6 protein-coding genes are annotated in these 6,439 nt (G+C 68.0%); 1 reads left to right on the plus strand and 5 read right to left on the minus strand.

Annotated elements, in window-relative coordinates; all coding sequences use genetic code 11:
- Positions 1 to 2: 2 nt before the first annotated feature.
- From FEZ61_RS10095 to FEZ61_RS10115, 5 genes are all read right to left on the minus strand, one after another.
- Positions 3 to 2,546: an EAL domain-containing protein gene (locus tag FEZ61_RS10095; RefSeq protein WP_173148505.1), complete on the minus strand. Its 2,544-nt coding sequence runs from the start codon at positions 2,544 to 2,546 to the stop codon at positions 3 to 5.
- A gap of 161 nt (positions 2,547 to 2,707) precedes the next feature.
- Complete coding sequence (locus FEZ61_RS10100; RefSeq protein WP_064307247.1) at positions 2,708 to 3,292, minus strand: DUF4136 domain-containing protein; 585 nt, start codon at positions 3,290 to 3,292, stop codon at positions 2,708 to 2,710.
- A 62-nt stretch (positions 3,293 to 3,354) separates the two neighbouring features.
- Positions 3,355 to 3,966, minus strand: a complete 612-nt coding sequence (locus tag FEZ61_RS10105; RefSeq protein WP_017642408.1) for a DUF4136 domain-containing protein — start codon at positions 3,964 to 3,966, stop codon at positions 3,355 to 3,357.
- A gap of 46 nt (positions 3,967 to 4,012) precedes the next feature.
- Positions 4,013 to 4,768: a methyltransferase domain-containing protein gene (locus FEZ61_RS10110; protein WP_017642407.1), complete on the minus strand. Its 756-nt coding sequence runs from the start codon at positions 4,766 to 4,768 to the stop codon at positions 4,013 to 4,015.
- Positions 4,765 to 5,070 (minus strand): nucleotide pyrophosphohydrolase, encoded by a 306-nt coding sequence (locus FEZ61_RS10115; protein WP_017642406.1) that lies wholly within the window; start codon positions 5,068 to 5,070, stop codon positions 4,765 to 4,767. The genes FEZ61_RS10110 and FEZ61_RS10115 overlap by 4 nt, the downstream gene beginning before the upstream one ends.
- Before the next feature lie 144 nt (positions 5,071 to 5,214).
- Here FEZ61_RS10115 and FEZ61_RS10120 point away from each other — a divergent pair, with 144 nt between their 5' ends.
- The gene (locus FEZ61_RS10120; RefSeq protein ID WP_017642405.1) at positions 5,215 to 6,333 is read left to right on the plus strand and encodes a hypothetical protein; all 1,119 of its coding nucleotides are present in this window, start codon (positions 5,215 to 5,217) and stop codon (positions 6,331 to 6,333) included.
- The last annotated feature ends 106 nt before the right edge of the window (positions 6,334 to 6,439 follow it).

A 6,439-nucleotide genomic window follows, 5' to 3' on the forward strand; every position in this document is an offset into this window, starting at 1 on the left:
CCTCACCCAGCCCGTAGGTCAGTATCCAGCAGCGCCGCCAGTTCGCGGTCGGACAGGGCGTGGCCGAACAGCGGGCCCTGGACTTCGGCGCAGTGCTGCGCCTTCAGCCAGGCCAACTGGCCTGATGTCTCGACGCCCGTCGCTGCCACCCAGAGCCCCAGGGTGCGTCCCAGGCCGATCAGCGCCTGGGCGATGGCGGCATCGGCCTGCCGCTGGTCCAGGTGGGCGATGAGCTGGCTATCGAGGCTGATGCCCTCCAGCAGGGGCTGGCGCAGTGCATCGAAGGCGCCGAGGCCTTTGCCGAAATCGGCCAGGCTCAGGCGCACGCCCAGGGTATTGAGCGCCTGGAGTTGAGGCAGCGGCGGATCACCGTCTGCCTGCAGCAGCACCTCGGGCAGCTGCAGCTCCAGGCGTTCCGCTGCCAGGCCACTGGTCTGCAAGGCCTGGGCGACTGCCTCCACCAGGGCCTTGGCATCGTCGAACTGGCGAGGCGACACGCTAATGACCAGCCGCAGCGGCGCGGGCCAGGCCGCTGCGGCGCGACAGGCGCTGTCCAACAGCCAGAGCCCCAGGGGAGCGCTGAGTCCGGTCTCTTCGGCCAGGGGCAAGAAGGCCTCTGGCGGTAACGTTCCGCGTATCGGGTGGGCCCAGTGCAGCTGGGCTTCGACGCCACTCAGGGCGCCGTCTGCCGTGCGCCGGCGGGGCAGGTAGGCCAGGCGCACCTGGTCGCGCGCCAAGGCCTGGCGCAGTTCCTGTTCCAGGTCACGACGCTGGCTGAGCTGGGCGTCCATGGCCGGTGCATGAAAGCACCAGCCGTTGCGGCCCGCGGCCTTGGCCTGGTAGAGCGCGATATCGGCCAGGCGCAGCAAGTCCTCGACCTGGCTGGCCTGCTCCGGTGCCTGGGCGATGCCGATGCTGGTCCCGACGCTGACGGTCTGCTCTTCCAGCAGGATCGGCCGGGCGATGGCGGTTACCAGCCGGGCACAGATCTGGTCGACCGTCGTGGTATCCAGGTGACCGAGCAGCACCACGATGAATTCATCACCGCCCAGCCGCGCCACCAGGCCGCCGGGCCTCAGGCTGGCTTGCAGACGACGGGCGATTTCCTGCAGCACCCGATCACCGGCGGCGTGGCCGAGGCTGTCGTTGATCGGTTTGAAGCGATCCAGGTCCAGACTGAGCAGGGTGAGCGGCGTGCTGGGTTGCGCCAGTTGAGCGGCCAGGTAGTGCTGCAACTGCAACCGGTTGGCCAGGCCGGTCAGGCTGTCGTGTTGCGACAGATGCTCGATTTCGGCCTGGGCGTTGACCGCGGCGGTGATGTCACTGGCGGTTCCACGAAAACCCGCACCCTGGGGCAAGGGGCGGGCGGTGATTTCGCAGACCCGGGAATGGCCGAGACGGTCACGATAATGACAGCGCAGCACCTGGCGCTCGTCGAGGTGGCGAGCCTTGTCCAGGAGCCAGTCAGCCAGGCGGGTCGTCTCGCTGCTGAACAGTTCCGCGAGTGGCCGACCGAGCCAGCTGCCAGGCGCATGCCCGGTGATGCGGGCGAAGCGTTCGGACAGATAGGCGATGCGGCCTTCGGCATCGCTTTCCCAGAGCCAGTCGGAGGCCGCCTCGGCGAGCTCGCGAAAGCGGCGTTCGCTGCGACTCAGCTCCGTCTGGCTGGCGACAAGGGCATCGAATTGCTGGTCGAGCTGCCGGGCCGAATTCAGCGCATGGCGGATCAGCAGCGCCAGCACCAGGCCGAGCAACAGCACCCCGGCCAGGAACACCGGTAGCGTCCGGCGCAGCAACTGGGCGCCGGGCCGTGGGGGTTGCCAGTTGAGCAACAGCGGTGAATCCAGCGGGCGCAGGGATTCATGATCGGGCAGAGGCAGCCGGGAGGCCTGCAGCGTCGGCAGCCCGTAGGTGTCGCTGAGATGAGCCAGGGTCGCGGGGTCGAGCACATTGACGAACAGCATCACCGAGGGCACGCCGGCGCTCGGCGTGACGCCATAGCTCGCGCCCGGCGTGATGGTGGCGGCGGCGACCAGCGCAGGGACGCCGCCGACACTCAGGATCCGCACCAGGCTTTCGGTTTCTCCAGGTCGCTTGCGAGTCGCCGCCAGCAGGGCAGTGAGATCCCCTTCCAGCCATTGCGCGGCCGTGCGCTCCGTTGGCTGGCCGTCGATCACGGCATAGACGGTACGGTCCTGGGGATCCAGCACGAAGACGCCGTTGTAGCCATAGAGCTCATAGGGAATGTCGCCAACGTTACGCTCCTCGTCGGCCCAGAAGCGATCGACCTTCAGGTGCAGGTGCTTGTAGGCCTCGCCCCACTTGGCATAGTTGATGATGTTATGGCCGATCTCGTTTTCCACCTGCTCCAGGGTGCGGGTGATATAGGTCCGCGCCCGCTGCTGGACATCGGCGTCCTGGCTGGAGGCGGTCTTGATCAGCAGGTAGCAGCCGATGCCGAGCAGGATCGGCAGGGCGCAAATGACCGGAAACAGGCGCAGCAACAGGGCGTGGCTGCGACGGGTGGCGATGGGGGTTGACGACATGAGGGACCTGGGCGGCGTTGGACGACGGTCAGGTTTCCTGCGCGGTGGCCAAAGACGGCGCGAGGAATATCTGGCCAGGTGCCATTATCGGCGACTGGCTAACAGACGTCTGCTCATCATCGGACCAGGGGCAGCGCTGAGCTGCCCGGACGGTCGACCGCTCAAGGACGCGGCGGATAGCCGATCAGCAGTTCGTTGATCAGACGGCCAAAGCCGGCACTGCGTTGGGCGGGCGTGGCGTTCTGGTCGTCCAGCAGCCGCTCTTCGCTGGCACGCCAGACCAGTTTGCCGTCGCGGCCGTCGAGCATGTCGAGCTGCACCGTCATCACCGGATAGGTGACGGTCTGGGTGCGTACATAGCTCGGCCCCCAGGGACCAGGGCCCCAGGCGGAGCCCCAGGGGCCACCCCAGCCCGGTCCCCAGTAAGGATCGGCATAGCTGAAGCTCTGCTGGCGCTGATCGAGGATCACATAGAGCTTGATCTTCAAGTCCGGGCGCGCACCGGCCATGGCGGGACGCAGCCCTCGCTGGTCGAGGCCGCCGCTGACCGAGTCGCGCAGGCGCTGCTCGGTGAGATCGCTGCGCACCCGCGGATCGTTGGGGCGGTATTCGATGGCCGGATCCGCCCAGCCCCAGCTGCGATAGGCGGCGAAGTCGCGGCTGGCGTCATAGTCCAGATTGCGCGGGCCGCGTTCGGCGCAGGCCGTCAGCAGGAGGACCGCAAGCAGCAGGAGGCAACGTTTCATGGGCGATCCTCGGCGGTGAGGGTAGTAGTCTGCTTGGACTGGCTTGAGGGCCACTTATCCCCTCAGCTCGGCGGATAGTTGGCCAGCAGGCGGCGGGTGGTGTCTCTCAGGGTACGTGCGCGTTCGCCGCTGTTGCCGCCGGTGGCCTGCTCGGCGGCCGAATGCCAGAGCACGCGCCCCGTGGCGGGATCGAGCAATTCCACCTCCAGCACATCGACCACAAAGGTCCGGGTGCGGGTCCGCGCCTGGCCGACCGTGGCGCCATAGCCGGGGCCATAGCCATAGGGCCCGTAGCCGCCGTAGCCGTAGCTGGTGTCGTAGTAGTCGGTGTACTGCTCGCTGCGCTGCTGCTGGGTGAGGCGGGCACGCACCTGGAGATCGGCGCGGGCACCGCCGATGGCCGGTCGCAACCCGCGCTGGTCGAGGCCATCGGCCACCGCCTGCTGCACGGTCTGGCCATCCAGGCCACCGCTGACCACCGCGGCACCAGGTGCCCAACTCCAGGTGCGATAGCGACTCCAGTCGCGGGGCGCTGGCGGGTAGGCCGCCGGATCCTGCTGCGGCAGTACCGGCACCGCGGCCTCCGGGAGGCTGCTGGCGACATAGGGATTGGGCGTCTGGCAACCGGCCAGGGCGAGCAGCGCGAGCGACAGGCAGAGCAGGGGGCGACGCATGACCGTTCCTCGAAGGAATGCTGGCCAGAGCATACCGCGCCCGGCGTTATCCTGCCTTAGCTTGGCAGAGCCAATGCAGATAGCGCCCCAGGCCCGCGAAAGCCGGGTGCCGCCGGTGGGCCAACTCCATGGCCACCAGTTCCTCGCCGTTGGCGCGAGCCTGGAATTCCGGCGGCATGTAGTCGTGAAAGACCCGTACGCCGCTGCGCGCCTGGATCCGCCAGTCCGGCGTCAGCCAGGCCTCGACTTCGCGCGGATCGAGGGGCCGTTGCGGGGTGAGGCCCCGTTGGCCGGCGCCCGCGTAATCGCCCTGCCTGAGTTTGCGGAAATGCCCCTTGAGAAGATTGCGATAGATCAGGGCGTCGCGGTTGTAGAAGGCCAGGGACAGCCAGCCGTTCGGGGCCAGGCAGCGCTCTAGCGTCGGCAGGATCGCCGTAGGCGTCTCCAGCCATTCCAGCACTGCGTGGCAGAGCACCAGGTCGAAGGGCTCGGCGAAGGCGGGCAACTCCTGCCAGGGCAATGCCAGCCAATCGGCGCCGAGTCCGGCCGCGGCAAAGGCCTCCTGGGCGCCGGCGAGCATAGGCGCCGACGGCTCGGCCAGGGTCACGGCATGGCCCTGCTGGGCCAGCCAGAGACTCATGTGGCCCAGGCCGGCACCGATGTCCAGCACCCGCAGGGGACGCCCGGGCAGTACCTCGGCGAGATCCGCCTGCAGCACCGCCAGGCGGATGGCGCCCTTGGTGCCGCCATAGATGTTGGCGGCGAAACGGGTGGCGCGGTCGTCGAAGAAGGTATCGCTCACGGCAGGAAGCGCCTCTCGTTGTCGGCCAGCTTGGCCAGCACTGCCTGTTCCACGTCCAGCTCCAGTTCGCTGCCCAGTTGCAGCAGATAGAGCAGCACGTCGGCGATTTCCTGGCCGGCGTGTTCGCGCTCGGCGGCGCTCAGCTCGCGGGCCTCGGCATCGCTTTTCCACTGGAAGATCTCCACCAGCTCGGCCATCTCGACGCTGGCGGCCATCGCCAGATTCTTGGGGTTGTGATAGCGCCGCCAGGCGTTGGCATCGCGGATGGCGTGCAGGCGGGTGAGCAGGGCAGGGAGGTCCATGGGCGTCCAGCGATTGGCAAAACGTCATTGTCCCATGGCGGGAGCAGCGCGCGGCAGTGTCTTGTCCGCTGGCCTCTGCGCGACAGTCCGGCGCTACTGCTCTACTCTGGGCCCATCACCGATACGCTGGCCGCTGGAGCCCTGATGAAATTTCGCCTGTCCGGACCGTTGCTGACCCTGCTGATGATCACCAGCGCCGCCCATGCCGAAAAGCTGCTGCTGGAAGGCACTCTCGGCCAGTCCCGGGTGGTGGTGGAGGTCGATCCCACCGCCAATGACGAAGCTTCTGGCCGCTACTTCTATGACCGCTATCGCCGCGATCTGCGCCTGAGCGGTCCGGCGCAATCGGGCGACCAGCTCAGGTTGGAGGAGGGTGCGCCCTGGCAGGACGGCCCCAAGGCCAGCTGGTCGCTGACGCGCGGCAAGGACGGTCGCTGGAACGGTACCTGGAGCGGAGCGGGCAAGACTCTGCCGCTCGCCCTGGCGCCGCTGCAGCTGGGACAGTCCGCGGCGGCGGATCGCTATCGGCAGACACTGCGGCAGGACGATCCCTACGAATTCCGCCGCCTGCAGGGGCTGATCCTGGAGCAGGGTGAGCGCCAGGCCTTCATGGGTCGTGAGCTGCACTGGTGGCGCGAGCCGGTGTCGGGCATGCGGCTGTTCACCGTGGAGGGCGCCAGCGAGGCGGCCAATGCCGTGCTGCGTGACCGACTCTGGGCGGAGGTAGACGCCCATCTGAGCTGCATCGGCCCTGATGGCGAGCACAGCCTGACCGTGACCCCGCAGCTGCTCACCCAGCGGGTGCTCAGCGTCAATCTGTTCAGCCAATACAGCTGCAGCGGCGCGGCCCACCCGGATTTCGGCAGCGCACCCCTGACCCTGGATCTCCAGACCGGGCAGGAATTGGCGCTGGAAGACTTCCTCTGGCTGGGCCACGGCCAGCCGCTTCGTCTGGCGCCGGAGGATCGCTATTCCCAGGCCCTGGCGGACTATCGGGAAAAGACCCTGGCGCCCTGGGTGGTGCGGTTGTTCACCCGGCTGTATCCGGAGCTGATGCAGGCGCCGGCCGACGGCGATGGCTGCGACTATCGCAGCGCCGACGTCTGGCAATTCGCGCCCTGGTACCTGACGCCCAAGGGTCTCTACCTGGGCCCGACCTTCTTCCGCGCCGCCCGCAGCTGCGACGAACCCGGTGGCACCCTGGTGCCCTACATCGAAGTCCGTAAGCACCCAGGGCCATTGGTGGACCTGCTGCCCCGCTGACGTAGGTTGGCGCTGAGCGCAGCGAAGCCCAACGCTCCTCTACCCGGCGCGGACATGTCGGGTTTCGACGCTGGAACCGTCTCGGCCCAACCTTGTATCTCTCCCG

This window comes from Pseudomonas sp. MS15a(2019), from assembly GCF_013277805.1.
GTDB lineage: Bacteria > Pseudomonadota > Gammaproteobacteria > Pseudomonadales > Pseudomonadaceae > Chryseomonas > Chryseomonas benzopyrenica.

What these genes read in the sequence shown, in the direction of transcription:
- FEZ61_RS10095 (WP_173148505.1), bottom strand. Translation starts at nt 2,546, where the DNA reads ATGTCGTCAACCCCCATCGCCACCCGTCGCAGCCACGCCCTGTTGCTG.
- FEZ61_RS10100 (WP_064307247.1), bottom strand. Translation starts at nt 3,292, where the DNA reads ATGAAACGTTGCCTCCTGCTGCTTGCGGTCCTCCTGCTGACGGCCTGC.
- FEZ61_RS10105 (WP_017642408.1), bottom strand. Translation starts at nt 3,966, where the DNA reads ATGCGTCGCCCCCTGCTCTGCCTGTCGCTCGCGCTGCTCGCCCTGGCC.
- FEZ61_RS10115 (WP_017642406.1), bottom strand. Translation starts at nt 5,070, where the DNA reads ATGGACCTCCCTGCCCTGCTCACCCGCCTGCACGCCATCCGCGATGCC.
- FEZ61_RS10120 (WP_017642405.1), top strand. Translation starts at nt 5,215, where the DNA reads ATGAAATTTCGCCTGTCCGGACCGTTGCTGACCCTGCTGATGATCACC.